Genomic DNA, 23,658 nt, shown 5'->3' on the forward strand with positions numbered 1-23,658 from the left:
TGTGCGGCGGTTTTATGCGCGCTTGCGTTTGCGCGGTGGTACCAGGCGTTTGGCAAGACAAGGCTTCAGATATTGCCCGGTGTAGCTTTCCGGCACGTCACTGATGGCTTCCGGCGTGCCTTCGGCGACGACCCGGCCGCCACCGGAACCGCCCTCCGGCCCCAGATCGACGATCCAGTCCGCCGTCTTGATGACCTCCAGATTATGTTCGATTACAATCACCGTGTTGCCGGAATCCACAAGGGTGTGAAGGACCTCAAGCAGCTTGCGCACGTCTTCGAAATGCAGGCCTGTCGTCGGTTCGTCCAGGATATAAAGGGTGCGCCCCGTTGCCCGGCGGGCAAGTTCCTTGGCCAGCTTGACGCGCTGGGCTTCGCCGCCGGAAAGGGTGGTTGCCGACTGCCCAAGATGCACATAGCCAAGGCCGACGCGCTGCAAGGTTTCCATCTTGCCGCGTATGGCGGGAACGGCCTTGAAGAAGGCGGCAGCCTCATCGATCGTTAAATTAAGAACGTCTGCTATCGATTTGTTTCTAAATTTTATTTCTAGTGTTTCACGGTTGTAACGCTGACCCTTGCAGGTGTCGCACCGGACGTAGACATCGGGCAGAAAATGCATCTCGATGCGCAACACCCCGTCGCCCTGGCAGGCTTCGCAGCGACCGCCCTTTACATTGAAGGAAAAGCGGCCCGGCCGGTAACCACGGGTGGCGGCTTCGGGCAGATTTGCAAACCATTCCCGAATGGGGCCGAAGGCACCGGTATAGGTCGCAGGATTCGACCTGGGCGTACGACCGATTGGCGATTGGTCGATATCGATGATTTTGTCGAGAAATTCCATCCCCTCGATGCGTTCGTGTTCACCGGGGTGTTCGCGGGCACCGTTTAGGCGGCGTGCGATGGCCTTGTAGAGGGTTTCGATCAAAAGCGTGGATTTTCCGCCGCCGGAGACCCCGGTGACGCAGATAAACGTGCCGAGGGGAAAGTGGGCGGTAACCTTTTTCAAATTATTGGCCGTGGCACCGATGACGGTCAGGGTCTGGCCCGGCCTGCCTTGGCGCCGGTGATCGGGCACGGAAACATGACGGCGACCGCTTATATATTGGGCGGTCAGGCTGGTTGGGTGTGCAAACACCTCTTCCGGTGGTCCGGCAACGACGACCTGGCCACCGTGCACGCCGGCGCCTGGCCCCATATCCACCAGATAATCCGCGCTTCGGATAGCGTCTTCGTCATGTTCGACGACGATCACCGTATTGCCGATGTCACGCAGCCTCACAAGGGTTTCAAGCAGGCGGGCGTTGTCGCGCTGATGCAACCCGATGGACGGCTCATCCAGGACGTAAAGGACGCCAGTCAGGCCCGAGCCGATTTGCGAGGCCAGCCGGATGCGTTGGCTTTCGCCGCCGGAAAGCGTGGCTGAGGCGCGGGAAAGCGTTAGATATTCGAGTCCGACATTCACGAGAAAGCCAAGGCGTTCGCGAATTTCCTTCAGGATACGGGCGGCGATGGTCCGTTTTTGCGCAGATAGTTTGCCCTCAACGGCATCAAACCAATGCTTGGCTTTTTGGATCGACATGGTCGCCACTTCACCGATATGCAGGCCGTCGATCTTGATGGCCAGCGCCTCGGGCTTTAGGCGATAGCCTTCGCAAGCCTCGCAGGGCCTGGCGCTTTGATAGCGGGCGAGTTCTTCCCGAAGCCAGGAATCGTCCGTTTCGCGATGGCGGCGTTCCGTGTTCGGGAGGATGCCCTCGAAGGGTTTTCGCGTCGTGTAGGTCTCGAAGCCATCGTCATAGTTGATTGTGACCGCTTCTTCGCCACTGCCGTAAAGCAGGATGTTTTTCGTTCGCTCCGGCAGTTCTTCAAAAGGCGTTTCCATGCTGAAGCGGTACTTTTTAGCGAGGCTTTCAAGGGTCTGGCGGTAATATTGGGAAGATGCGTTTGCCCATGGCGCGATGGCACCGCCGCGCAGGCTTTTCATTTCGTCCGGGACGATAAGCAGGGCATCGAAATAGAGGCTGTCGCCAAGACCGTCGCAGGCCGGGCAGGCCCCAAACGGGTTGTTGAAGGAAAAAAGCCTGGGCTCGATTTCTTCAATCGTGAAGCCAGAGACCGGGCAGGCGAATTTTGCCGAGAAAATCGTCGTCTTGCCGGATTTCTGCTCTTCGACAAGAAGCAGCCCGTCGGAAAGCTCAAGGGCTGTCTCGATGCTGTCGGCGAGACGCGCCTCAAGGCCTTCGCGCAGGATCAGCCGGTCAACGACAACAGAAATGGTGTGCTTTCGCTTTTTGTCGAGGCTGGGCACGTCGTCGATTTCGTAGAATTCACCATCGATTTTCAGCCGCTGAAACCCGCGCTTTTGTAGCTCGGCGATCTCTTTACGGTATTCACCCTTGCGCCCGCGCACGATTGGGGCCAACAGGTAGATCCGCGTTTTTTCTGGAATTTTGAGGGTCAGATCAACCATCTGCGAGACCGTCTGGCTTTCGATGGGAAGGCCAGTTGCGGGCGAAACCGGTACGCCTGTGCGGGCATAGAGCAGACGAAGGTAATCGTAAATTTCGGTAACCGTGCCAACGGTGGAGCGGGGGTTGCGTGAGGTTGCTTTCTGTTCGATGGAAATCGCCGGCGAAAGGCCTTCGATGGTATCGACATCGGGTTTCTGCATGAGATCAAGGAACTGGCGCGCATAGGCCGAAAGGCTCTCGACATAACGCCGCTGCCCCTCGGCATAGATCGTATCGAAGGCAAGCGAGGACTTCCCGGACCCGGAAAGGCCCGTGATGACAATCAGGCGATCGCGGGGAAGATCGACATCGACATTCTTCAGATTGTGTTCCCGCGCGCCACGGACGATGATTTTCGACACCATGATGGCAGACTCAAAAGCTCACTGGTAAAAGCAGATTTTCCACGGAATATAAGGCGTTTGTGGCGTCCTTACGACCCCTGAAACCGATCCGGAGGAGGAAAAGTTTAACGACCGTTGCGGCCCGCGCAAGAAGTCCGTATTTTCCCCCATAAGACGGGATGTGACCGTCGCAATCGAGGGAGGATGAAGCATGGCAGGCAGCGTCAACAAGGTAATTCTTATCGGCAATCTGGGCCGCGACCCCGAAGTCCGTAACACCCAGGATGGCACGGTCATCGTTCATCTTTCTGTTGCCACGTCCGATAGTTGGAAGGACAAGGCGACCGGCGAGCGGCGCGAGCGCACGGAATGGCATCGCGTCGTCATTTTTAATGAACATCTTGGCAGTATCGCCCAGAAATACCTGCGCAAAGGCTCGAAGGTCTATCTGGAAGGGGGCCTGCAAACCCGGAAATGGACCGGCAAGGACGGCAATGAGCGCTATACGACGGAAATCGTGTTGCCGCGCTTTCGGGGGGAACTGACGATGCTGGATGGTCGCAGCAGCAGCGGCGGCGGCGAGGGCAGTGGCGGCGGTGACTTCGGCGAACGTCCGGCCAGTCCGGCCGCATCTGGCAGCTCCGGCGGTGGGGATTTCGACGACGAAATTCCTTTCTAGAAAAAGAATTTCAACGGTTTTTTGTGCCCGCCTCCGGTAGACCCGAAGGTGGAAAATCTGCTATAAATCCCCCTTCGGACTCCGGCGGTGGATGCCGCAAATGTCTTCCAGCAACCAATTGAAAGATCTGTATTTTTCGTGACCTCTTCCGAACAGGATTCTTCTGATATTTCGACCATCTCCATCGAAGAGGAGATGAAGCGTTCCTATCTTGATTACGCGATGAGCGTCATCGTTTCCCGTGCCATTCCAGACGTGCGCGACGGCTTGAAGCCGGTTCACCGGCGGATCCTCTATGCGATGAAGGAAGCCGGCTGCGACTGGAACCGCCCTTACCGAAAATCGGCGCGTGTCGTCGGCGACGTGATGGGCAAATACCACCCCCATGGGGATGCGGCGATTTACGCCGCCATGGCGCGGATGGCCCAGCCTTTTTCGATGCGGCTGATGTTGCTCGACGGGCAGGGGAACTTTGGATCGATGGACGGCGACATGCCGGCGGCGATGCGTTACACGGAAATTCGCCTTGCCCCGTCTGCCCATACGATGTTGGAAGACATCGACAAGGACACGGTCGATTTCCAGCCGAGCTACGATGATTCCTCCACCGAGCCGATGGTGCTTCCGGCCTGTTTTCCAAATTTGCTGGTAAACGGCGCGGGTGGCATTGCCGTGGGGATGGCGACGAATATCCCGCCCCACAATCTGGGCGAAATCATAGACGCGGCCTGCGCGCTGATCGATGACCCTGACCTTTCGATCGAAGCGTTGATGGAAATTGTGCCGGCACCGGATTTCCCCACCGGCGGCATCATTATGGGCAAGAGCGGTGTGCACTCGGCCTATCACACGGGCCGGGGGTCCATCCTTATTCGCGGTCGCACCGCAATTGAGGAAATTCGAAAGGGGCGCGAAGCGATCATCATCACCGAAATCCCCTATCAGGTGAACAAGGCGCGCATGGTCGAGCGCATTGCCGAGATGGTGCGTGACAAGAAAATTGAAGGTATTTCGGACCTTCGCGACGAATCGGATCGTCATGGCGTTCGCGTTGTTATCGAATTGCGAAGGGACGCCCAGGGCGAAGTCGTGTTAAACCAGCTTTTCCGATACACGCCGTTGCAGACGACATTTGGCGTGAACATGCTGGCGCTAAATGAAAACCGGCCGGAACTGATGAGCATCAAGAAGGTGCTCGAAGCCTTCCTTCGCTTCCGCGAGGAAATCATTACCCGGCGTACGATCTTTGCGCTCGGTAAAGCGCGCGAACGCGCCCATCTTCTGGTTGGTCTGGCGATTGCGGTGGCCAATCTGGACCCCATTATCGCACTCATCCGTAAGGCGAAAGATCCGACCGAGGCGCGCGAGCAATTGATGAAAACGGCCTGGAAGGTCGAAGGCGTCGAGACGATCATCGCGCTGATCGATGAGCCGGACCGCAAGGTAAAAGACGGCAAATACGAACTTTCAAATGCCCAGGCGAAGGCCATTCTTGAACTTCGGTTGCAACGCCTGACGGCCCTTGAACGGGGCAAGGTTGCGGAAGAACTCAAAGGCCTTGTCGCGCAGATTTCCGAATATCTCGACGTGCTGTGCTCACGCGAAAAACTTTTGAAAATTCTGTATGACGAATTGCAGGACATCAAAGAGCGCTTCGCCGATCCCAGGCGCACGACGCTTGAGGATAGTGAGTTTGAACGCGACATCGAAGACCTGATCCCGCGCGAAGAGATGGTTGTGACCGTTAGCCACAATGGCTATGTGAAGCGCGTTCCTCTAAGCACCTATCGGGCACAGCGCCGTGGCGGCAAAGGCCGCGCCGGCATGTCGACCCGGGACGAGGATTTCGTCAGCCAGGTTTTCGTCGTCAACACACACACCTCTGTCCTTTTCTTTTCGTCGATCGGCAAAGTCTACAAGCTAAAAGTGTACAAGCTGCCCCTTGGCAGCCCACAGGCACTTGGCAAGGCGATGGTGAATTTGCTACCGCTGGCAGCGGGGGAGACAATCTCGACGCTTATGCCACTGCCCGACGACGAAGCCGGTATTGAGCGCCTGACGGTAATGTTCGCGACGGCCAGCGGCAATGTTCGCCGCAACCGGCTTTCCGATTTTGTTCGCGTCATGGTGAACGGCAAGATCGCAATGAAACTTGATGCGGGCGATCAATTGATCGGTGTGCGCATCTGCCAGGAGGACGAGGACGTGCTTCTGTCCGTCCATTCTGGCAAATGCATCCGTTTTCCCGYTACGGGCGTCCGCATTTTCAGCGGTCGCGACTCGTCCGGGGTTCGAGGCATTCGCCTTGGCAAGGACGATCGGGTGATCGACATGTCAATTCTTCGTCATGCGACCGTGGTAACCTCGGTACGCGACGAATATCTGCGCGTGGCATCCTTTCGTCGCCGCCTGTCTGGTGAGGCAGTGGATGGCGGCGGTAAAGCGTCCGAACCTTCAGATCCCGAAGTTTTTGCGAAGATGATGGAGGAAGAGGAGTTTCTTCTTTGCGTTACGGAAAATGGTTATGGCAAGCGAAGCTCGACCTATGAGTACCGGATCACGTCGCGCGGCGGCATGGGCATCGTCGGCATTGATACGTCGATGCGCAATGGCCCGGTCGTTGCCAGCTTTCCTGTAAGGGATCGGGATGAAATCCTGCTTGTGACAGACAAGGGCAAGCTGATCCGTTGCCCGGTGCACGATATTCGCATCGCGGGTCGCTCTACCCAGGGCGTGACCCTTTTCAAGATGGGGAAGGGAGAACATGTCGTCTCCGTCACCCGCCTTGACGAACAGACGGTTGAAAACGAAACCGGCGAGGGGTCCGAAACGGACGCTCTTGAAACAGATGCTGGCGAAACAGACACAGGCAAAGCACTGGAACCGGCGGACGTGGGGGGAAGCTGATGGGCCTGCATCGCATCGGTGTCTATCCAGGCACGTTTGATCCAATTACGAACGGCCACCTTGATATTATCGGCCGGGCGACCAAATTTCTTGACGAGGTTATCGTTGCCGTGGCCGAGAATGCCGGTAAGGATCCGATGTTTTCTCTGGCCGAGCGCGTGCAGATGGTCAAGGATGAGGCCGCTGTTCTTGATCCGGGCGGCAAGCGCGTGCGTGTCAAGCCTTTCAACAATTTGCTGATGGACTTTGCGATCGAAAACCAGGTCGCCATCATCCTGAGGGGATTGCGCGCCGTCTCTGATTTCGAATATGAATTTCAAATGGCAGGCATGAACGCCCGCATTCATCCACCAATTGAGACGGTCTTCCTGATGGCTTCGGAAAGCAATCAATTCATCTCGTCGCGCTTCGTGAAGGAAATCGGTCGTCTGGACGGCGATGTAAGCCAATTCGTTTCGCCCAGAGTTCTTAACTCTTTGAAGGTCTGTTTTGCGGATTTAAAAGCGAATGGAAATAAAGACACGCTTATTCAAACGTTCAAGGAAAACTGAAAGGCCTGAAAGGCTCATGAAATCATGGAAAATTTTTCTTTTAATCCCTTTTCTGTTTTTGACAATGTCCGAAGCTAACGCCACAAACCTTGAGGATACTCTCTATCTTGACCTCAAGGATGGCCGGGTCGTGATTGCGTTGCGTCCAGACTTGGCCCCCAATCATGTGGCTCGGATCAAAGAGCTTGCCCGCGAAGGCTTTTACGACGGGCTTAATTTTCACCGGGTGATCGACGGCTTTATGGCTCAGACCGGGGATCCTCGCGGCAACGGCACCGGCGGTTCGGGCACGAATCTGAAAGCGGAATTTTCAAACGAACCCCATGTAAAGGGAACGCTTTCCATGGCCCGGGCCCAAGATCCGGACAGCGCCGACAGCCAGTTCTTTATCATGTTTGCGCCGGCACCGTTTCTGGACAACCAATACACCGTCTGGGGCCAGGTGACATCGGGTATAGAATTCGTGGATAACATCAAAAAAGGCGACCAGCAGGCGAACGGCACCGTGGCGGATCCTGATAAAATCATTCACCTTCGGGTTGCGGCGGACGTTGAAGCTGGAAAATAACTGGAAATCCCTACACCTTTCAGAGTAGGGGTGGGGCTTCTTCATGTGGGCCCGTAGCTCAGTTGGTAGAGCATCTGACTTTTAATCAGAGGGTCACAGGTTCAAATCCTGTCGGGCTCACCACTTTAAACCCAGAGGCGAAAAAAGATCATGTCCTCATTCGATATTGTTTCCCGGACCGACCTTGCCGAAGTCGATAACGCCATTCAGGGTGCCATGCGCGAAATTGGGACGCGGTATGACTTCAAGGGCAGCGATTGTTTGATCGAACGTGCCGAGGACGTGCTCACCCTCAAGGCCGATGACGATTTCAAGCTAAAGCAGGTTCAGGAGTTGCTGCGCGGCTATCTTGCCCGGCGCAAGGTCGATGGCGGTGCCTTTGATTTTGGAACCCCGGAGAAAGCCACCGGCCAGTCCCTGCGTCAGAAGGTGACCATCAAGCAGGGGATCGAACGCGAACTCGCCCAAAAAATCGTCAAAGAGATCAAGGGGGCGAAGCTGAAAGTTCAGGCCGCCATTCAGGGCGATGAGCTGCGCATCTCAGGCAAGAAACGGGACGACCTGCAAGCCGTCATTGAGTTGGTCAAGGAGATGAAGCTCTCCCATCCCCTGCAATATGTGAATTTCCGGGATTAGGGCCGTCCCTCGACGCCGGCTACTTCCGGCTTCATTCCAGCTCTTCCTGGCGATCCCGGACGAACCCTTCTATGTCCTCTACGGATCTGTTCCGGGGTGATGCCGTGGGGGACATGCTCAAGCCCTCTCCATCGGCCCGATGAGGTATATCGAGGCGGAATGATCCATCAGATATTGGGCGTTTTCCTCTTCTTTTCCTGCCTTCTCGCCGCTTTGCGTATCGTCGTCGAGAACCACGGGAAAAAACTTTCTGTAGCGAACGTGGTAGATTTTGGCTGCCGTCGCAACCTGTTCTAGGCTGCCGGTGAGGCCGATCAGGCGCGGATGGAAATTGCGTACATACTTCGCCAACATTTCAACCGTGTCGCGTTCGGGATCGATGGTGATGAAGATCGCCTGCCCGTTCTCGCTGGCCTGCCCAAGCCATCGAGGGCCTGGCTCATGATCTGAAGGTCTGTCGGGCAGACGTCCGGGCAGTGCGTATAGCCGAAGAAAACGAGCAGGAACCGGCCAAGAAAATCCTGATCGGTAACGGGTTGCCCGTTGTGATTGATGAGTGAAAACGGCCCGCGATTGGTGGCTTGCGAAGCCGGGTCGCTTTGAACCTGCTCCTGGCCTCCGGCGCGCGCAGAAGGAAGCGTTCCCAACGAGAACGCCATAAGGGCGACGCCCATAAGGAGGACTCTGACAGGGGTGAGGGTTGCGCCATTCTTAGACATGGTAGGCCACCCTATCGGTGCTTCTCTTACTCGGGTGCCTGCCTTTGGCCGGGTCCGCCTATCGGGACCGTCACGGTCACATTTCCTCCTGTCTCGAAATGCAACGTTAACGGAAAGCTTAGGCCTTTCTTCAATGGCTCGGATAGCTGCATCAACATGATGTGCATGCCACCCGGCGCCAGAACCGTCGTGCTTCCCGGTTTTACTATGAGGTTATCGACAGGCCGCATTTTCATCATGTCTGCGTCGGCAATGGTCTTGTGAAGATGCGCTTTGGCAGCAACCGGGGTGTCGATCGCCACCAGGCGGTCCTTGTTCTCACCCGAATTTATGATTTTCAAGTAGATGGCACCGGTTTTCGAGGTTCCAATCGTGGCTCGTGCCCAGGGGGCTTCGATCCGGATCGTGCCCGGGTTGCCGGTATCGCCGGCGCTGGCAGTTGCGCCTGCAAGAAGCAGGGCTACGACCCCGGTGGCTCGAAGAAAGGGGAGAAAGAAGCGCATGGTCTAAAACCTATGAATCTCAGATATTCTCGTTCAGCCTTGTGAGGTTCTGCTTCACGCGCCCTCGACGCCGACGCGGCTGCCGGCGTCTTGCATTTGATCGCGGCTGAAAGCTGGCATCGCGACGATGTGCCCAAATCTGTTCATCCGGTACCAGATCGAAAAGGCCAACATGGCTTGCGCATCAGGCACATCGATGACGCCAACAAAATCATATTGGCCCTGGACGTAATTGGAATAGAGCATCTTGATGCCGAGATTCTGGAACTGCTCGTACACATCTTTTGTACGGGTCAATTGCTTGTCGACCCAGTCGGGATCGTGTTTTCCCATCATGACGTAAACTTGGCGAGGCTTCTCGCCGGACGGTGGGTGCCAGCCCTGTGCCACTTCATAGGTTTCTTCTGCCTGGATGCCTGCGATCTTGCCGATTGCCTGGAATTCCGGGCGCTGGAAAACGGACATCGTTGTGCAATCGCCAAAGCCTTCTTTTTTGTACCAGATCGAAAAGGCCATCATTGTTTCGGCGTCCGGCGCATCGACAACGTCAACGAAATCGTAGATTCCCTGGGTGTAGTTCGAGGATTTTATTTCGATATCAAGTTTTTCTAGTTGTGCAGCGATCCGGTCCGAGCGTTCCGGCTGGCGCGCGATCCAATTCGAAAAATGGGTTCCCATCATGATGTAGCGTGGCATCGCTTTGCTTTCTTGAACCGGTGGTTTTGCGTTTCGGCGATTATTTCCCGGGATATTCCTGATCGCGTGTACCGGAATGGGGGGTCAGAAAGTCCCGAACCTTGTCGTCCGTTTTTTCTTTGTGCTTGGAGGTGCAGGGCACCGACTTTCCAATATCCATATCAAAGCAAAGCGGCACCGCTTCGGTGGCCTTTTCCTTTGCCTCATCTGGGGTGTGGGATCCAGCCAGGGCGGCGTCAGCCATCCCGATGGAAAGGAAAAACGCAAGGGCGACGGCCAAGGGCAGCCGCTTTTTCAAGAAATCGCTATGCATGTCATTAACCCCGTTCCGTATGAGCCATTGCTGGCAAGGATAGCGGATGTGTCTGTCCACTTGAAGGGGGTTCTTGGCAGGGCATCCGAGGCCGCAGGCGGGTGCCGAGGTGTTTTTATTCTCCCACCGGGTGCCATTCCCAGGGGCGCACGAAGTGCCCTTTCCAAAGGCCACGGGCTTTCTTTCGCGCGCGCGCCTCAATGGTGGCGTAATCGGAAGGCGTCTTTGGATTGGCAAGCGCCCAGCCGGTATGCACCATATTCGCACCGACATCGAAGCCGCCCGCATAACAGATGGCAAGCCTTTCCATGCGGTCAGCGTTCGCGTGACGGGTGTCCACCCGTTCCTGACAGACAACTCTGGCACCTGCGATTAAATCCATCATCGCGGTTTTTGCGATCGCTCCGCAGGGGATTGTCTTGTTCGGCCACTCGCAGCTTTGCCGTAGATCGGGGGCGGCAATCCCGTAAAGGCGGATGCGTGTTCCATTTAGTGTCAGGCGATTGCCGTCGATGACGTGGACGGCGTCGGGTTCCGCTGCCAGGGGGGGTGCCGCTAAGGCGGGCCCTACCAGGGCAGGCAGGACAAGCACGCGCAACAGGATTGGTAGAAAATGTTTCAAAAGCGGTACGCTTCCTTTCAGGTGGTCGCAAGCAAAGCTCAGGCCGTGAACACGGATCAATTGTCGCCGCTGGTTTTCGCTTTCCACGTTTTGATTAAGTCCTGGGCCCGCTTTAATTCTTTCGGTTTGAGCTGCTGGCTGAGGATATCCCGGGCGGATAGCGCCTGATCGCGCCCTTCGCTTTTTGGAAAAGTCTCGCCGGCAATGGCCATCCATTTATAGGCCTCGACAAGGTTCCTGGGAACGCCATCGCCAAGCTGGTGCATGCGTCCTAAATTCAATTGCGCCGCCGGGTGGCCTTGTTCGGCGGCCAGCCGAAACCATTTTGCGGCCTTCGCAAGATCCTGCGGTGTGTCTTCTCCCTTCAGATAGATGAGAGCCAGGAGCCATTGGGAGCGAAGATCGCCCTGCTCTGCCGATGCCAGAAAGGAGGTTTCGATGTTTTCGCCTGCAAGTTTTACGGGGTCTGATTCGAAAATCTGTTTTGAAACAAACCCCATTTCGAAGAGGCCGAAAACGAGGACGGCGCCAAGGATAAGGATAAGACCGGTCAGTGCGGCCTTTTGCAGCCCGTTGTTGTCCATAAGCGTTCCTTCTTCCAATTTTTATGGATGGATAACTGCAAGCCCCCGTTGATCCGTATATGCTATCACAAAAAGGTCGATGGGAAGCGAGAGGGAAGAATGCAGATAGGCGGATCAATTGCCTTTGTCACAGGCGCAAATCAGGGAATTGGCAAAGCTTTTGTCGAGGCGCTTCTGGCGGCCGGCGCAAGAAAGATTTATTGCGCTGACCTGCATATAGCAGACTGGCTAAAGGCCAAGGCGGCGACCATGGCGGATCACGTCGTTCCTCTGGATCTCGACATTCGCAAGCCGGATCTTGTTGCCGCAGCGGCGGAAAATTGCGGTGACGTTAATCTTCTTATCAACAACGCCGCGATTACAAAACATGTCGGGCTTTTCCATCCCGATTCGGTGACCTATGCGCACGCCATTATGGAAACAAATTTTTTTGGCACGCTGAACATGTGTCGTGCCTTCGCGCCGCTCTTAAAAGCGTCCGGCGGCGGCATGATCGTGAACGTGCTTTCGATTGCGGCGCTTGTCCACGTTCCCAGGGTGGGGCTTTATAGCGCTTCAAAGGCAGCGGCACGTTCCTTGACCCAGGGGGTTCGGGCGGAGTTGGTCAGCCAGGGAACGAAGGTGATGGGCGTCTTTGTCGGGCCCGCCGATACGGCCATGTCCACCCATCGTCCGCAGCCAAAGGCGGCGCCCTCCGAAATCGCCGAAGCCGTGTTGGATGGCATTGTTCGCGAGGCCGAAGATCTCTACCCCGATAATTTTGCGAAAGACTTTGCGGCAAGCATGGCCGAAGATCCAAAAGCACTGGAGCGGCGATTCGCCGCTCAGCTTCCAGAGGCGTAATCAAAAATGCGTGCGGCGTGGTATGATAAAAACGGTCCGGCAGGAGAGGTTCTGAAACTTGGCGAATTGCCGTCGCCAACCCCTGGCCCTGGCGAGGTGCGGGTTCGCCTATATGCTTCCGGCATCAATCCGTTCGATGTCAAGACGCGCGGTGGCTTGCGTCAAAAAATCGCCTATCCAAAAATCATTCCCCATTGCGACGGTGCTGGCGTGATCGACGCGGTGGGCGAGGGCGTGCCAGCCACCCGCATGGGCGAGCGCGTCTGGGTCTTTGCCGCCCAGTGGCAGCGTGCCGGCGGCACGGCGGCCGAGCAGGTCGCACTCCCCCAGGCCCAGGCCATCCCCCTGCCGGAAAACACCTCTTTCCCCGAAGGCGCCTGCCTCGGCATTCCGGCCATGACCGCGCATTTTGGCGTTTTTTCGGACGGCCTCGTGACGGGGTTGGTGATCCTGGTAACGGGCGGCGCCGGCGGCGTTGGTCATTACGCCATTCAGTTTGCAAAATGGGGCGGCGCGAAAGTGATTGCGACGGTTAGCGGCGAGGAAAAGGCGCAACTGGCCAGGGAGTCTGGCGCGGATCATGTGATTAACTACCGGACGGAGAACGCGGCCGAGCGCGTCCGGGAACTTACGGATGGCGTCGGCGTTGATCGGATTGTCGAGGTGGATTTCGGCGGCAACCTTGACGTGGCGTGTAACATTCTTAAGAAAAATGGCGTCATCGCAGCGTATGCCTCGATGGGAGAGCCTGAGCCAAAACTGCCCTTCTACCCGTTGATGTTCAGCAATGCGAATTTGCGCCTTTTCGTTGTTTTTCAGATGCCCTATGCCGCTCGGGCAAAGGCGATTGCTGACATCAACCAATGTTGCGCGGAAGGCGCACTTACGCACCGCACAAAATGTCTGCCATTTGAGAAAATCGTTACGGCCCAGGAAGCGGTCGAGAAGGGCGGTGAACATTCCCGCCTCATTCTCGATGTTCCATAAAGAAAGAGACGTCGGAAGGCTCCTAACGGCCCAGTGCCGTTAATGCCGTTGGGTAAATCTTGCGCGCCCATATTTCATACATGCGCTCCGATGGATTTTTCTGGTCGCGGCTGAGAAGGGAAAGGTCAAAAGCCGCCCGGCGCGAGAGGCTGGTCACGTCAACGTAGCGTACGCCGGCATTGCTGCTTTCTGCCATGTTGATCGCGTTGAAAAGGTCGATTTTCTTTTTAACTGTTTCACGATTTTCAATTTTCTTTTTCTTGATAGCCGTCCAGTCCGGGACCGACAGGACGATGACGCGAGACGGGTCCTTGCCTGCGCGCGCCGTGGCTTTTCGCAACAGGCTGGCAAATTTTACCCGATAGCTTTCCTGATCCATTCCGGCGGCAATGTCGTTTGCCCCGGTTTGCACGAGCACAAGGTCATACGGACCCTGAAATTCCGGGCGGATGAGTTCTTCCGCAAGTTTCGTGATGCCCATGCCGACTTTGGCAAGGATGTGGGGAATTTCCACCAGATGGTTTTCTTCGCGAAAGATGCTTGCCACCTGCTGTGGCCAACGGTTTGGCTTGGAAATATTCATCGGCACCGTGGTCGCGTCCCCAAGAATGAGGAATTGGTAAAGCGGCGGCGTTTCTTCCGGTTTCATCGCGTCCAGCGTCGCACGGACCACCAGGAAGCCGATGCCGAGGACAGCCAGGACCGCGATGGAACGAAGGACGTTCTTTGACATGGAACGACAAGCCATTCAAATGAAGACAGGGCTTCACAGGAGATAGGGAACGCCTGGGGAGTTCAAGGAAAAAGTATGCGTGGGCGGGGTCGTCGCCGGGGCGAATTGTTATTCCGGGGTGGCGTCTGTAATCGAAACCGGCCTGTCAGCGGGTTGGCGCGTGAAGCAATTGACGTCACCCAGGGTTCGGTAGCAATAGGTATCGGTCTGGCTTTCCGTATAACAGAGCGGTTTGCCGTCGAGAACGCGGGTGGGGTCGCAGTTCTTATAAGTCGTGGTGTGCTGGCCGTTCGCATCGACCGTTTCGGTTGCGGTAACCCTTGGCTTAAAAACCTGTGAGCAACCGGCAAGCGCAAAGGCAAGCACTAGCGCCGTGAAGCGTTTTGCTGGCATGTTCGAGTCCCTGTCCCTTTGGAATCCTCTGCAATTTTGGCGGACAGGCATCAAAAAAGCGTTAATTTTTCCTATAAGCCTTGGTCTTTGGTTATGAATATGTGGGCAAGCAAGCAAACGGAAAGCGTTGGGCCAGCTGGCTCCGGCAAGGGTTGAGAAAAAAATGACGGATATTCCGACCAATGAAAATTCGGCGGCAACGCCTGGGGACGTCTCTAAAGGGGGCAAGGCATCGATGCGTGTCGGCGTGCTTGCCCGCCTGCGAAATTATTTTCTTGCCGGTCTTCTGGTAACCGCGCCGATTGGCCTGACAATGTACATTGTCTGGCTGGTGGTGGCCTTCGTGGACAATCGTGTCACGCCCCTGATTCCGGTGATGTACAGTCCGGAAACCTACCTTCCGATCAATATTCCGGGTCTCGGTCTGTTGATCGTCTTCGTTATCATTACCCTGATCGGCGCGTTGATGGCTGGGTTCCTGGGGCGTTTTATCCTGCGCATCGGGGAGCGGCTTCTTGCGCGAATGCCTGTAGTGCGAAGTATCTACAGCGCCCTGAAGCAGATTTTTGAGGCGGTTCTGACCCGTAGCTCCAGCGCGTTCAGCAAGGTTGTTTTGATTGAATATCCCAGGCGCGGCATTTGGGTGATTGGGTTTATCACCGGTAGCACGGAAGGCGAAATCCAGAATCTGGCAAAGGAGAGCCTGATTAACGTCTTTTTGCCGACAACGCCGAACCCGACGTCTGGTTTTCTTTTGTTCGTGCCGTCAGAAGACGTTTATGCGCTTTCGATGACCGTGGAGGAAGGAATCAAGATGGTGGTTTCCGGCGGCATTGTTACGCCACCGGATCACCGTTCCAAGGAAGCGCAGGCGAAGCCGCTTCTTTCCAGCCACGCCACGGAACCTGACGCAAAAGCCTAGCCGGACCGTAAATATTTAACGGCGCCGTCGCGTTCAAAAAGATAGAGCAGAACGCGCAGGGCTTGGCCTCGGGGCGTTTGCAGCACTGGATCGCGATCCAGAAACAGGCGCGCATCGTCATAGGCCATGGCCATCAGGTCCTGGTGATGGGCTATATCGGCAATCCGGAAAAGAGGGAGGCCGCTTTGCCGGGTGCCAAGGACTTCGCCGCTTCCGCGTAAACGAAGGTCTTCTTCGGCGATTTGAAAGCCGTCGTCGGTTTCACGCATTACCTGTAACCGTGCCTTCGCCGTCGCACCGAGGGGCGAGGCGAACAGCAGCAGACATGTCGAAGCTTCCGTGCCACGACCGATACGACCGCGAAGCTGGTGGAGCTGCGTTAATCCAAAGCGTTCGGCATGTTCGATGACCATGATGCTTGCGGCCGGCACATCGACGCCGACCTCGACAACCGTCGTCGCAACGAGAACGCGAATTTTACCTTCCTGGAAAGCCGCCATGGCGGCGTCTTTTTCATTTCCTTTCATGCGTCCGTGCATGAGGCCGACGCGATCCCCAAAAATCGCTTTTAGGGTGGCATAGCGCTCTTCTGCCGCTGCGACGTCGAGGACATCGGATTCCTCGACCAAAGGACATATCCAATAAGCTTGGCGGCCCTTGTTCATCGCGCGCTGGACGGCGGCGATGACGTCGCCCAGACGTTCGACCGGAACAAGGCGGGTATCCACCGGCGGCCTTCCTGCAGGCTTCTCGGTAAGCTGCGAGACGTCGAGGTCGCCATAAAGGGTGAGGGTGAGCGTGCGTGGAATGGGCGTTGCGGTCATGACAAGGGTGTCGATGGCGGTGCCCTTTTCGGCCAGGGTCAGCCGCTGATGAACACCGAAACGGTGCTGTTCATCGATGACGGCAAAGGCAAGGTCGTGAAAGGCAACTTTTTCCTGAAACAGCGCGTGGGTACCAATGGCGATGGCGGCTTTGCCCGAGGCCAGGTCGTCAAAAACCTGTTTCCGCGCCGACCCCTTCTCGCGGCCTGTCAGAAGCGTGATGGTGACACCGCTGTCGCGAAGCAGGGCGTTTATCGTCGCGTAATGCTGACGGGCAAGGGTCTCCGTCGGCGCCATTAATACCGCTTGTTCACCATTTTCGACGGCATTTAGCATGGCGAACAGTGCCACCACGGTTTTCCCGCTGCCAACGTCCCCCTGAAGCAGCCGCATCATGCGTTGGGGCGAGGCCATGTCCRCGTCAATTTCCCCCAATGCCGTCACTTGCGAAGGCGTSARSGTGAAGGGGAGCGCCGCGTGAACATGCTTTCGGATGCTTCCATTGCCAGAGATCGCCCGGCCCTTGCCACGCCGTTGATGCAGGCGGGTCAGGCCGATGGCAAGCTGGTTGGCGAGCAGTTCGTCATAGGCCAGGCGGGTGCGTGGCGTGGCTTTGGGTGCCAGATCTTCTTCCGTTTCAGGGTGATGCACGGCGCGCAGGGAGACGCGCCAGCTTTTCCACTTCTCGCGTTTGCAAAGGCTGGCATCCAGCCATTCGGGCAATTCCGGCAACCGTTCAAGCGCCGCCGTGATGGCCTTGGCAAGGGGCTTTCGGGTCAACCCGGCTGTCAGCGGGTAGACCGGTTCAACTTCTTGAAGCTTGTCGGTCTCTTCCGGTTTGACGATCAGGTCCGGATGGACAATCTGAAGGGCATTCCGAAATTTTTCGATATTGCCGCTGACAACCCGGATCTCGCCCTCGGGCAGGATGCGCTTCAAATAATCCGCTTTTGCGTGAAAAAAGACGAGGGTAATTTCGCCGGTTTCGTCCGAGCAGCGAATCCGATAGGGCAGGCGGCGCGTCGGCGGCGGTTCATGGGCATTGATGTGAAGCGTCAGGGTGGCAAGCCGCCCGGCCACGGCTTCGGCGACTTTGGGCGTGTAGCGCCGGTCGATCCGCCCTGTTGGAAACAGCCAAAGAAGATCGACGATATGAAGCCCGGCAAGCTTTTCCAGGACCGCGCCGATGCGGGGGCCAACACCGGGCAGTTTTGTCATCGGTGCAAAAAGTGGAAACAGGATTTCCGGGCGCATCGCCCCTCCACAAGGACTGAAAAAGAAGATCGTAAGGCTGACAGAAGACGATCAAGCCTCTATACCCTAGTGCCAGTCGAAATGCGCTTCTAACGTGATGCCATGACAGTTTTTTCAGAGCCTCGTCTAAAACGACTCCTTTTTCTTGGCCAGCGCCGCGGCATGCAGGAAAATGACCTGCTGTTGGGCCGCTTTGCGGAACGCTATCTGGGGGAACTGACACCCGAGGAGCTCGACCGCTTCGAGGCCCTTCTCAATGAGGCGGACAACGATATTCTCGCATGGCTCACCGGGCGGGTGTCGGTGCCACCAGAGCACGATACGCCCCTGGTTAAGATGATTATCGACTTTAGCGAAATAAAATAACTTGCTGAAAAATATAATAAAAAAAATAAACTTTTCCGGGCAGGGGACGATTTCCGGCCTTCCGGACGGCACCGATGCCGCATTCCTGGCAAGCCTGGCCACGTCCGGCAGGGTGGCTGGCGTCCTCCATATCGCCCGCGACGAAAACCACATGATGGTCCTGGCCGAGGCAATCCGTTTCTACGCCCCGGATCTCGACATTCGCATCTTTCCGGCCTGGGACTGCTTGCCCTATGACCGTTCGCCGCCTCACGCGTCCGTCGAAAGCAGGCGGATTGAGGTGCTGAGCGGATTGGCGAATTCGGATGAGGGGATCGCGGGCAGCGTGTTGTTGACGACGGTAAACGCCTGCCTTCAACGCGTTCCCGCCCGTACGATCTTTGCCGGAAGCGGTTTCGCCGTGCGCGTGGGCGAGGCGCTGGACCAGGCAAGTCTGATTGCCTATCTCGAAGGGGAGGGCTATGGGCGCACGGAAACCGTGATGGAGCCGGGGGAATTTGCGGTTCGTGGCGGGATTCTGGATGTTTATCCCCCTGGAACGGAAGAGCCGCTGCGCCTTGATCTGTTTGGGGATGAGCTTGAAGGGATCCGCCTGTTTGACCCCATGACCCAGCGAAGCGCCGGCAATGTGCCGGCCTTTCTTTTTACCCCGATCAGCGAACTCCGCCTGAATGCCGAAGCCATTGCCCATTTCCGTACCCGCTATCGGGAGGCTTTCGGGACGGTGACGGCGGCGGACCGCCTGTATGAAACCGTCTCGGCGGGGGCCCGTTATCCCGGCATGGAGCATTGGCTGCCGCTTTTTCACGACCACCTTGAAACCCTTTTCGACTATGTGCCGGATGCCATGCTTAGCCTGGATTATCAGGTGGCAGAGCTGGTGAAAGCGCGCTTCGAGCAGGTTTTGGAATATTACACCACCCGCAAGGCGCTCATCAGAGAGAGCATCCGCGATGGTGGCGACCTCTACCATCCGTTGCCGCCCGATGCCCTATACCTTCGGGAGGAGGAATGGCAGCGGATTCAAGATTCCCGACCGCTTCTTGCCCTTAACCCCTTTTCCGGAGCGGGCGGCAAGGTGCTGCTTGATTTTGCGGTCGTCCGGCGGGATCCAAAAACCGACATCTTCGAAGAAGTGCGAAAGACCCTGGACCAGGCGCGTGCGCAAGCTTGGCGAACGCTAATTGCCTGCCACAGCACCGGTTCCCGCGCCCGCCTGCAGGGAATTCTGGAAGAACGCGGCATCGGCGAACTGGTTTTGGCTGAAAACTGGCCGGCGGTGGCGTGCCTGCCACCCGAAAAGACGGCCCTTGTCGTGCTTGGTCTTGAACAGGGGTTCTCAGCACCGGGGATTGCCGTCATCACCGAGCAGGATATTCTCGGCGATCGCCTTGGTCGTTCGGCAAAGCGCCGCCGGGCGAAAGACGTGCTTTCCCACACAGCAAGCCTGGTTCCCGGCGATTTTGTCGTGCATCAGGAACACGGGATCGGCCGTTACGACGGCCTGATTACGCTGGAAATTCAGGGCGCCCCCCATGATTGCCTGCGTCTTCTCTACGCAGACGACGCCAAGCTTTTCCTGCCGGTCGAAAACATCGAACTTCTTTCCCGTTATGGCTCGGAAGAGGGGCTGGTTTCCCTGGACCGCTTGGGAGGAACCGCCTGGCAGGCACGCAAATCCCGGATGAAACGCCGGATACGGGATATGGCAGAGGAATTGATTCGCCTGGCTGCGGCGCGCGCCATGGAACCGGGCAATGTGATGACACCGCCGGAAGGCTATGACGAATTCTGCGCGCGTTTTCCTTACCCGGAAACCGAGGATCAGCAGGCGGCCATTGAGGAAACCCTCCACGACCTTGCCAGCGGTCGTCCCATGGACCGCCTGATTTGCGGTGACGTTGGCTTTGGAAAAACGGAGATTGCCCTTCGCGCCGCCTTTGTCGCCGCCTTGTCGGGTTATCAGGTTGCGATTGTGGTGCCGACAACCCTGCTGGCGCGCCAACATTTTGAAGGCTTCGTAAAACGCTTCGAGGGCTTTCCGGTTCGCATCGAACAGCTTTCCCGCTTCGTTCCGCCATCCAGGCAGAAAGAAATCAAGGCACGGCTTGCCGAGGGCGGAAGCACGATTGTCATTGGCACCCACGCGCTTCTTGGGAAGTCGATTGCCTTCGCCAATCTTGGGCTGCTGATTGTTGACGAAGAGCAGCATTTCGGCGTGGCGCACAAGGAACGCCTGAAAAAACTTCGCACCGACGTTCACGTTCTGACGTTAACGGCAACGCCGATCCCGCGAACGATGCAGCTTGCCCTTTCCGGGATGAAGGCGTTGAGCGTGATCGCAACGCCGCCGCTTGACCGTCTGGCGGTTCGCAGTTTCATGCTTCCTTACGATCCGGTTATCCTCCGCGAGGCGATTCTGCGCGAACGTCTTCGCGGCGGTCAGGTTTTTTACGTGTGTCCGCGGGTTGAGGATCTGGCGAAGGAAGAGGAAAAACTGCGCCGGCTGGTCCCGGAAGTCCGCCTGATTACCGCCCACGGTCGTATGGCGCCGCGCGCGCTTGAAAAGGTGATGATCGGCTTCTATGAAGGGGATTACGACGTTCTTCTTTCCACCAACATCATCGAATCCGGACTGGACGTTGCCACCGCGAACACGCTTATCGTGCACCGGGCGGATATGTTCGGCCTTTCCCAGCTCTATCAGCTTCGCGGTCGTGTCGGGCGGGCGAAAAACCGGGCCTATGCCTATTTTACAATCCCGCCCAATCGCATTCTTAGCGAGGCGGCAACGAAACGTTTGCAGACAATGCAGGCGCTCGATTCCTTAGGCGCTGGCTTTAAGCTGGCAAGCTTTGATCTGGACATTCGCGGTGCCGGAAACCTTCTGGGCGACGCCCAATCGGGGCATATCCGGGAAGTCGGGGTCGAGCTTTACCAGCACCTTCTGGAAGAAGCGGTGGCGGTGGCCAGGGGGGAGCGCACGAAGGACGCCGGCGAAGAAGCCTGGACGCCGGATATTCGCCTCGGCATGCCGGTGCGGATACCGGAAAGTTACGTCGCCGATCTTGGCTTGCGCCTCGAGCTGTATCGCCGCATCGCCAGTCTTGCGGATCGAAGCGAGATCGATGGCTTTGCCGCCGAACTTATCGACCGTTTTGGGCCGCTTCCGGAAGACGTCGAAAATTTGCTTGCGATCGTCGCCATCAAGCAGCTTTGCCGGACGGCTGGCATCGGCAGTCTCGAAGCGGGGCCGAAGGGGGCCCTTGTCGGCTTCCATAACAACCATTTTGCGCATCCGGAAAAACTGGCTGTTTTTCTTACCAGCCAGGTGGGCGATGTCAAACTTCGTCCCGATCACAAACTTGTCTATCGCCGTGGCTGGGATGATTTAAACGCACGTATGACCGGCGTTCACCATCTGGTAGAGAGCCTGGCAAAGCTTGTGGTCTAGCGTCGCGTCCGGACTTGCCGCCTGGAGGCGGGCGTGGAAAAATGGCTGGAAGGACGAGCCAGAAAACGCGAGGCGGAAAACGGCATGGCCCAGCACATCCCTTATGATTTGAGCGGCGAATGTGCCTTTGTAAGCGGCGCTTCCAGCGGGTTGGGTCGGCATTTTGCTTTGGTGCTGGCGCGCGCAGGCGCGAAAGTGGCGATTGCCGCCCGGCGGACGGAAAAACTTCGGGAACTTTGCCAGGAAATCGAAGCCTTCGATGGCAGGGCCATGCCGATCGTCCTTGACGTGCGCGATCCAGAAAGCATCCGTCAGGCGGTTGGTTGTGCGGAAACCGAACTTGGCGCGATCACCATCCTTGTCAACAACGCCGGGGTGGCGATCCCAAAACCCTTTCTTGAAACGAAGGAAGAGGACTGGGACGCAATTATCGATACCAATCTGAAAGGGGCATGGCTGTTGGCGCAGGAAGTCGCCCGGCACATGGTCCGTCTTGGCCATGGCGGGTCGATCATCAACATCGCCTCAATCATTTCGGATCGTGTCATCGGGCAGACGGCGGCTTATGGCGCGGCGAAGGCGGGGCTTGTGCATCTGACGAAGGCGATGGCCAATGAGCTTGCCCGTCATCAGATTCGCGTGAATGCGATTGCGCCGGGGTACATCACGACCGACATGAATCGGGCGTATCTGGCTAGCGGGGAGGGGGAGCGGATCAAGCAGCGTATTCCGCTTCGCCGCCTCGGTTCGCCTGAAGATCTGGATGGTGCCTTGCTGTTGCTGGCGTCCAATGCTTCCAGCTTCATGACCGGGAGCGTTCTTACTGTTGATGGTGGCCAAAGCGTCAATCCGCTTTAGAAGCCCGAATGCCTGAAAGCCAAGATAGCGTGGTGAGGGGGCGGGGTTACGCCTCGTTCTTGGAAGCGAGAATGCCGGCCTGGGTTCGGTTGTTGATCTGAAGGGCCTTCAGGAGGCCGGTTACGTAGATTTTTATTGTGCTGACGGAGAGGCCAAGATCGTCCGGCCAATTCATGCGCCATTAGGCTGTTGAAGCGCCACAACTCACTGAGCCGATAACCGCGATAGCGACCTAATAACAACATTGCACTCATCAATACCAGCAGCAATTCCGGAAAGGTAAAGAACAGATGCATCATCAGCGGTACGTTCATAGCTAAGTAGGCGATGGAGGCGGCAAACAGGCTGCCGATAACTTGCAAAATAGCCTCCCAAGGATTCCGCTCTTCCCATACCACACTCATGCGCTCAATAGTCATAGTCATAATTACCATCGGGAACAGCGCAATTGACAGGCCATATTCGATACCTAAATGGTAGCTGATGATGCTAAGCAAGATCATAATTATCACTACTGACGATAGTACTGCAGCAATTCGCGGCACTAAAAGTAGTTTTAAATGCTCCAGGTAGAAGCGCACCAGAAGCCCGATGCCAATGACGATAGAAAATAAAATAATGCCAGAAATTAGATTGGTCTCACGGAAGGCTAGTGCCACCAGTACTGGCATGAAGGTGCCAAAAGTTTGAATGCCGACCAGGTTGCGTAACAACAAGATGATAAAAGCGCCAAGTGGGATCATAATCATCACTTGATAGACTACCTGGGTGTGCAGCGGCAGACTGAATAAGGAAAATTTCCAGATGTTGGGATGTTGTTGTTCTAAGTTGCGCTGGGTCAAGTCCAAGGCGTTTTGCGCGGTTTTTTGTGCAGAAACCGAGGATTTGAAATGACCGCCACCTTCAATATTGAACATTGGTGATTCGCCAGTCCACCAGATCAAATAATTATCAGGAAGACCAATCATGCCGGTATTAGGGTTGATGTAAATCCATTCGTTTTTTAGACTTTCCCATATTGCTAGCATTGGCGAATCTTTCATGTCGCGTTTGCTGGCGTTGACGCTATCCAGCAGGAAACCATGTACAATTTGGGTGCGAATTTTGGGGACTTCCAAGACTCGGCTTGCTACGGCAACGATGTTGGCTGGGGAATCATCTTGATTTAGTAAGATGCGCACATTTTCTTCGCTGCGGCGGTGCAGAGTTTTTATCATTTCACTAGCAAAAGATAAACTATCGGCTGATTGCTCGCGCACGGTTTGGACTAGCGACTCAGCTGCGGCTAACTCCGGACCCTCTAACGAAGATTTGCTAGGGATTGCTGGCGGCTTGGGTTTGCTATTATCGCTGCGGCCTTCCTTGCTAACTACCAACTGATAATAGAGGGTTT

Annotated in this window: 23 protein-coding genes and 1 tRNA gene; 12 read left to right on the forward strand and 12 right to left on the reverse strand. The window is 56.5% G+C overall.

What is annotated here, in order from left to right:
• Positions 1–12: 12 nt before the first annotated feature.
• Positions 13–2,874 carry an excinuclease ABC subunit A gene (locus tag COA65_05980; protein ID PCJ59604.1) on the reverse strand — a complete coding sequence of 954 codons (2,862 nt, stop codon included), beginning with the start codon at positions 2,872–2,874 and terminating at the stop codon, positions 13–15.
• Positions 2,875–3,064: 190 nt separating this feature from the next.
• Between COA65_05980 and COA65_05985 the strand changes: the two genes are divergently transcribed.
• From COA65_05985 to COA65_06010, 6 genes are all read left to right on the forward strand, one after another.
• The gene (locus COA65_05985; protein ID PCJ59605.1) at positions 3,065–3,532 is read left to right on the forward strand and encodes a single-stranded DNA-binding protein; all 468 of its coding nucleotides are present in this window, start codon (positions 3,065–3,067) and stop codon (positions 3,530–3,532) included.
• 195 nt (positions 3,533–3,727) lie between these two features.
• A complete protein-coding gene (locus COA65_05990) occupies positions 3,728–6,439 on the forward strand; it encodes a DNA gyrase subunit A (protein ID PCJ59633.1) in 2,712 nt (903 codons plus the stop codon).
• Entirely contained in the window at positions 6,439–6,990 is a 552-nt protein-coding gene (locus COA65_05995) for a pantetheine-phosphate adenylyltransferase (GenBank protein ID PCJ59606.1), read from the forward strand. Before COA65_05990 ends, COA65_05995 begins: the two co-directional genes overlap by 1 nt.
• 16 nt (positions 6,991–7,006) lie before the next feature.
• Positions 7,007–7,558 carry a peptidylprolyl isomerase gene (locus COA65_06000; GenBank protein PCJ59607.1) on the forward strand — a complete coding sequence of 184 codons (552 nt, stop codon included), beginning with the start codon at positions 7,007–7,009 and terminating at the stop codon, positions 7,556–7,558.
• A 47-nt stretch (positions 7,559–7,605) separates the two neighbouring features.
• A tRNA-Lys gene (locus COA65_06005) sits at positions 7,606–7,681 on the forward strand.
• A 27-nt stretch (positions 7,682–7,708) separates the two neighbouring features.
• Positions 7,709–8,194, forward strand: a complete 486-nt coding sequence (locus COA65_06010; protein ID PCJ59608.1) for a YajQ family cyclic di-GMP-binding protein — start codon at positions 7,709–7,711, stop codon at positions 8,192–8,194.
• A 117-nt stretch (positions 8,195–8,311) separates the two neighbouring features.
• Here the strand turns inward: COA65_06010 and COA65_06015 are convergent, their stop codons facing one another.
• The 7 genes from COA65_06015 to COA65_06045 all read right to left on the reverse strand — a co-directional run bounded on the left by COA65_06015 (position 8,312) and on the right by COA65_06045 (position 11,649).
• Positions 8,312–8,548, reverse strand: coding sequence for a hypothetical protein (locus tag COA65_06015; GenBank protein PCJ59609.1), 237 nt, complete (start codon positions 8,546–8,548; stop codon positions 8,312–8,314).
• Complete coding sequence (locus COA65_06020) at positions 8,509–8,913, reverse strand: hypothetical protein (protein PCJ59610.1); 405 nt, start codon at positions 8,911–8,913, stop codon at positions 8,509–8,511. The genes COA65_06015 and COA65_06020 overlap by 40 nt, the downstream gene beginning before the upstream one ends.
• Before the next feature lie 26 nt (positions 8,914–8,939).
• Positions 8,940–9,416, reverse strand: coding sequence for a hypothetical protein (locus tag COA65_06025; protein ID PCJ59611.1), 477 nt, complete (start codon positions 9,414–9,416; stop codon positions 8,940–8,942).
• Between the two features lie 54 nt (positions 9,417–9,470).
• Positions 9,471–10,112: a hypothetical protein gene (locus tag COA65_06030; GenBank protein PCJ59612.1), complete on the reverse strand. Its 642-nt coding sequence runs from the start codon at positions 10,110–10,112 to the stop codon at positions 9,471–9,473.
• Between the two features lie 40 nt (positions 10,113–10,152).
• Positions 10,153–10,425, reverse strand: a complete 273-nt coding sequence (locus COA65_06035; protein PCJ59613.1) for a hypothetical protein — start codon at positions 10,423–10,425, stop codon at positions 10,153–10,155.
• A 115-nt stretch (positions 10,426–10,540) separates the two neighbouring features.
• Positions 10,541–11,263 (reverse strand): hypothetical protein, encoded by a 723-nt coding sequence (locus COA65_06040; protein ID PCJ59614.1) that lies wholly within the window; start codon positions 11,261–11,263, stop codon positions 10,541–10,543.
• Positions 11,104–11,649: a hypothetical protein gene (locus COA65_06045; GenBank protein ID PCJ59615.1), complete on the reverse strand. Its 546-nt coding sequence runs from the start codon at positions 11,647–11,649 to the stop codon at positions 11,104–11,106. Before COA65_06045 ends, COA65_06040 begins: the two co-directional genes overlap by 160 nt.
• A gap of 81 nt (positions 11,650–11,730) precedes the next feature.
• Here COA65_06045 and COA65_06050 point away from each other — a divergent pair, with 81 nt between their 5' ends.
• On the forward strand, positions 11,731–12,474 hold the full coding sequence (locus COA65_06050) for a short-chain dehydrogenase (GenBank protein PCJ59616.1): 744 nt from the start codon (positions 11,731–11,733) through the stop codon (positions 12,472–12,474).
• Between the two features lie 6 nt (positions 12,475–12,480).
• Positions 12,481–13,461 carry a hypothetical protein gene (locus COA65_06055; protein ID PCJ59617.1) on the forward strand — a complete coding sequence of 327 codons (981 nt, stop codon included), beginning with the start codon at positions 12,481–12,483 and terminating at the stop codon, positions 13,459–13,461.
• A 22-nt stretch (positions 13,462–13,483) separates the two neighbouring features.
• Here COA65_06055 and COA65_06060 read toward each other — a convergent pair whose 3' ends face one another.
• Together COA65_06060 and COA65_06065 are read right to left on the reverse strand one after the other, a co-directional pair.
• Entirely contained in the window at positions 13,484–14,209 is a 726-nt protein-coding gene (locus COA65_06060; GenBank protein ID PCJ59618.1) for a hypothetical protein, read from the reverse strand.
• A gap of 93 nt (positions 14,210–14,302) precedes the next feature.
• On the reverse strand, positions 14,303–14,587 hold the full coding sequence (locus COA65_06065) for a hypothetical protein (GenBank protein ID PCJ59619.1): 285 nt from the start codon (positions 14,585–14,587) through the stop codon (positions 14,303–14,305).
• Between the two features lie 235 nt (positions 14,588–14,822).
• Between COA65_06065 and COA65_06070 the strand changes: the two genes are divergently transcribed.
• A complete protein-coding gene (locus COA65_06070; GenBank protein ID PCJ59634.1) occupies positions 14,823–15,509 on the forward strand; it encodes a hypothetical protein in 687 nt (228 codons plus the stop codon).
• Here the strand turns inward: COA65_06070 and COA65_06075 are convergent.
• A complete protein-coding gene (locus tag COA65_06075) occupies positions 15,506–17,587 on the reverse strand; it encodes an ATP-dependent DNA helicase RecG (GenBank protein PCJ59620.1) in 2,082 nt (693 codons plus the stop codon). The two genes, COA65_06070 and COA65_06075, sit on opposite strands and share 4 nt — an antisense overlap.
• A 102-nt stretch (positions 17,588–17,689) precedes the next feature.
• Between COA65_06075 and COA65_06080 the strand changes: the two genes are divergently transcribed.
• From COA65_06080 to COA65_06090, 3 genes are all read left to right on the forward strand, one after another.
• A complete protein-coding gene (locus COA65_06080; GenBank protein PCJ59621.1) occupies positions 17,690–17,953 on the forward strand; it encodes a succinate dehydrogenase assembly factor 2 in 264 nt (87 codons plus the stop codon).
• A 4-nt stretch (positions 17,954–17,957) separates the two neighbouring features.
• On the forward strand, positions 17,958–21,407 hold the full coding sequence (gene mfd, locus COA65_06085) for a transcription-repair coupling factor (GenBank protein PCJ59635.1): 3,450 nt from the start codon (positions 17,958–17,960) through the stop codon (positions 21,405–21,407).
• 84 nt (positions 21,408–21,491) lie between these two features.
• Positions 21,492–22,265, forward strand: coding sequence for a 2-deoxy-D-gluconate 3-dehydrogenase (locus tag COA65_06090; GenBank protein ID PCJ59636.1), 774 nt, complete (start codon positions 21,492–21,494; stop codon positions 22,263–22,265).
• Here COA65_06090 and COA65_06095 read toward each other — a convergent pair.
• A complete protein-coding gene (locus COA65_06095) occupies positions 22,262–23,641 on the reverse strand; it encodes a hypothetical protein (protein PCJ59622.1) in 1,380 nt (459 codons plus the stop codon). The two genes, COA65_06090 and COA65_06095, sit on opposite strands and share 4 nt — an antisense overlap.
• Between the last annotated feature and the right edge of the window lie 17 nt (positions 23,642–23,658).

Source organism: Rhodospirillaceae bacterium (genome assembly GCA_002746255.1).
Classification (GTDB): Bacteria; Pseudomonadota; Alphaproteobacteria.

Excerpts from the sequence above, each read along its gene's own strand:
- COA65_05985 (PCJ59605.1), top strand. The coding sequence starts at position 3,065 with ATGGCAGGCAGCGTCAACAAGGTAATTCTTATCGGCAATCTGGGCCGC.
- COA65_06025 (PCJ59611.1), bottom strand. The coding sequence starts at position 9,416 with ATGCGCTTCTTTCTCCCCTTTCTTCGAGCCACCGGGGTCGTAGCCCTG.
- COA65_06010 (PCJ59608.1), top strand. The coding sequence starts at position 7,709 with ATGTCCTCATTCGATATTGTTTCCCGGACCGACCTTGCCGAAGTCGAT.
- COA65_06060 (PCJ59618.1), bottom strand. The coding sequence starts at position 14,209 with ATGGCTTGTCGTTCCATGTCAAAGAACGTCCTTCGTTCCATCGCGGTC.
- COA65_06065 (PCJ59619.1), bottom strand. The coding sequence starts at position 14,587 with ATGCCAGCAAAACGCTTCACGGCGCTAGTGCTTGCCTTTGCGCTTGCC.
- COA65_06090 (PCJ59636.1), top strand. The coding sequence starts at position 21,492 with ATGGCCCAGCACATCCCTTATGATTTGAGCGGCGAATGTGCCTTTGTA.
- COA65_06030 (PCJ59612.1), bottom strand. The coding sequence starts at position 10,112 with ATGCCACGCTACATCATGATGGGAACCCATTTTTCGAATTGGATCGCG.
- COA65_06080 (PCJ59621.1), top strand. The coding sequence starts at position 17,690 with ATGACAGTTTTTTCAGAGCCTCGTCTAAAACGACTCCTTTTTCTTGGC.
- COA65_06035 (PCJ59613.1), bottom strand. The coding sequence starts at position 10,425 with ATGCATAGCGATTTCTTGAAAAAGCGGCTGCCCTTGGCCGTCGCCCTT.
- COA65_06015 (PCJ59609.1), bottom strand. The coding sequence starts at position 8,548 with ATGTTGGCGAAGTATGTACGCAATTTCCATCCGCGCCTGATCGGCCTC.
- COA65_06020 (PCJ59610.1), bottom strand. The coding sequence starts at position 8,913 with ATGTCTAAGAATGGCGCAACCCTCACCCCTGTCAGAGTCCTCCTTATG.
- COA65_06000 (PCJ59607.1), top strand. The coding sequence starts at position 7,007 with ATGAAATCATGGAAAATTTTTCTTTTAATCCCTTTTCTGTTTTTGACA.
- COA65_06050 (PCJ59616.1), top strand. The coding sequence starts at position 11,731 with ATGCAGATAGGCGGATCAATTGCCTTTGTCACAGGCGCAAATCAGGGA.
- COA65_05995 (PCJ59606.1), top strand. The coding sequence starts at position 6,439 with ATGGGCCTGCATCGCATCGGTGTCTATCCAGGCACGTTTGATCCAATT.
- COA65_06070 (PCJ59634.1), top strand. The coding sequence starts at position 14,823 with ATGCGTGTCGGCGTGCTTGCCCGCCTGCGAAATTATTTTCTTGCCGGT.
- COA65_06055 (PCJ59617.1), top strand. The coding sequence starts at position 12,481 with ATGCGTGCGGCGTGGTATGATAAAAACGGTCCGGCAGGAGAGGTTCTG.
- COA65_06040 (PCJ59614.1), bottom strand. The coding sequence starts at position 11,263 with ATGGATGGCCATTGCCGGCGAGACTTTTCCAAAAAGCGAAGGGCGCGA.
- COA65_05980 (PCJ59604.1), bottom strand. The coding sequence starts at position 2,874 with ATGGTGTCGAAAATCATCGTCCGTGGCGCGCGGGAACACAATCTGAAG.